Origin of the sequence: Gemmatimonas sp. (assembly GCF_041689975.1) — a bacterium.
GTDB lineage: Bacteria > Gemmatimonadota > Gemmatimonadetes > Gemmatimonadales > Gemmatimonadaceae > Gemmatimonas.
The window spans coordinates 1-2,057 of the sequence record NZ_JBDNFF010000107.1 but is presented as its reverse complement, the minus strand read 5'-3'; the positions used below and the strand labels follow the sequence as shown (position 1 = coordinate 2,057).

The 2,057-nt window shown below is 64.7% G+C and carries 3 protein-coding genes; 2 read left to right on the top strand and 1 reads right to left on the bottom strand.

What is annotated here, in order from left to right:
- A partial coding sequence (locus ACESNG_RS07295) for a M20/M25/M40 family metallo-hydrolase (RefSeq protein ID WP_373068395.1) occupies nucleotides 1-672 on the bottom strand: 672 nt, incomplete at its 3' end.
- A 117-nt stretch (nucleotides 673-789) separates the two neighbouring features.
- Between ACESNG_RS07295 and ACESNG_RS07290 the strand changes: the two genes are divergently transcribed.
- Nucleotides 790-1,530, top strand: coding sequence for a cytochrome c biogenesis protein CcdA (locus ACESNG_RS07290; protein ID WP_373060952.1), 741 nt, complete (start codon nucleotides 790-792; stop codon nucleotides 1,528-1,530).
- 95 nt (nucleotides 1,531-1,625) lie between these two features.
- Nucleotides 1,626-2,057, top strand: a 432-nt coding sequence (locus tag ACESNG_RS07285) for a TlpA family protein disulfide reductase (protein WP_373068393.1), incomplete at its 3' end; no start/stop codon positions are given.

Here is a 2,057-nt window from a genome sequence, read left to right as displayed (position 1 = left end):
TGCGTGCGCCATGGAGCCGAACAGCCCCTGCTCTTCACCGGCCCAGGTCACGAACACCAGCGTGGCGTCGAAATCAATACCACTTTCGGCGAACACCCGCGCCAGCTCCATCGTGAGCGCCGTACCACTGCCGTCGTCGTTCGCCCCCGGTGCGTCGGCGTCGTTATCAATCGCGGGACGCGCCAGCGGCTGACCTGGCGCCGCCGTCGCAGTGGCCGTGGCGTCGGCTCCCGCCAAACGACGCGAATTGACCGTGTCGTAGTGCCCCGTGACATACACCCGACGCGTGCTCTTGCCTGGCAGCACGGCGACCACGTTCACCAATTCCACCTCGCGCGAGATGCGTCCCTGCTGCGCCAGCAGGTGTCGGTCGTACGACACCAGCAGCTTTGAGCTCACGCGCGTGAATTCGTTGTAGATCCAGCGCCGTGCGGCCCCGATACCCCGCGTGGTCGACAGCGTATCGGAGAGCGTTCCGCGCGTGCCGAAGCCGGCGAGTGTGGTCGCGGTCGCTTGCAGCCGTTGCAGCGACACCGACGCCACGAGCTGCTCTATGCGCGGGTCGGCATCGGGGCGAAGGCTCTGCGCGCGTACGGTTGCCGCGGTCGGCACCGTACACGCGGTGAGGAGCGCTGCCCGAAGCCAGCGGGAACGCACTGAAAAACCGATCATCAACACCTCAGCAAAGTTGGGAACCAACACGCATGATCCGTCGAATTCGGCCCGCGCGCCAGAGCCTTCCGCGCACGGTCTTGAACGCTGGCCCGCCCTCGGCCGTATCTTCCCCACATGATCGTTCTCACGCAGATCGCCGACGTCACCGCACAGCTCTCGTCCAATCCCGCGGCCGCCCTCCCGCTCCTGTTTGGGGCCGGCGTCCTGACGTCGCTCACGCCCTGCGTGTACCCGATGATTCCGATCACCGCCGCGATCGTGGGCGGACAGTCATCGTCGGAACAGTCAGGCGCCACCAAAGCGTCAAAGTGGCGTCCGCTCGGGCTTTCGCTCACCTACGTGTTCGGACTGGCCACCGTCTACGCCGGCCTCGGACTCCTCGCCGGTCTCACTGGCACCATGTTCGGCACCGTCTCGGCCAATCCCTGGGCCTACTTCGCCATGGCGAACCTGCTCATGCTGGCCGCTCTGTCCATGTTCGACGTCCTTCCCGTGCGCGTGCCCGCCGCCATCATAAAGCGCGCCGCCAACGCCGGAACCGGTGGACGCGTCGCGGGAGCTTTCATCATGGGCGCGGCGTCAGGCTTGGTAGCAGCGCCCTGCTCCGCCCCCGTCATGGCCGCCGTTCTGACCTGGGTTTCCACCACCGGATCCGCCCTGTTAGGCTTTCTGTACCTCTTCACCTTCTCGCTGGGCATGTGTACGCTGTTGGTCGTGGTTGGCCTCTCAGCTGGCTCAGTGTCGCGATTACCGCGCGCTGGTGCGTGGATGCTGACGGTGAAGAAGGTCTTCGCCTTCGTGATGCTCGGGATGGCGGAGTACTATCTGGTGAAGATGGGACAGGTGTATTTCTGACGGCCGACTGTGAGTCGTGAGTAATGGGTGAAAGTGACGAGTCACGAGTCGCCACACTCAATACCCCCGATTTTTACTCATTACTCCAAGCTCACATGCTCCGCGTTCTCCGCACCGCCACGGTCGCCGTCATCGCCGTCATCGCCGCCATCGCTCCCACCTCGGCCCTATCCCAGGACCTCGGCATCGCGGTCGGCGAAACCGCCCCCACGGGGCCGCTCGAGACCCTCGACGGCAAAACTGTCGATCTCTCCGCTTACCTCGGCAAGACGCCCGTGGTGCTCGAGTTCTGGGCTACCTGGTGCGGCACCTGTAAGCAGCTCGAGCCCGCCATGCGCGCCGCCATGACCAAGCACGGCGCGCAGGTGAAGTTCGTGACTATTGCTGTATCGGTCAACCAGTCCATCGAACGCTTGAAGGGCTGGCAGAACGCCAACAAGCTCGGTGGCGAACAGCTGTACGACAAAATGGGCACGGTCAGCGGTGCCTACGACGTGCCGGCCACCAGTTACGTGGTCGTCGTGAAC

Excerpts from the sequence above, each read along its gene's own strand:
- ACESNG_RS07290 (WP_373060952.1), top strand. The coding sequence starts at position 790 with ATGATCGTTCTCACGCAGATCGCCGACGTCACCGCACAGCTCTCGTCC.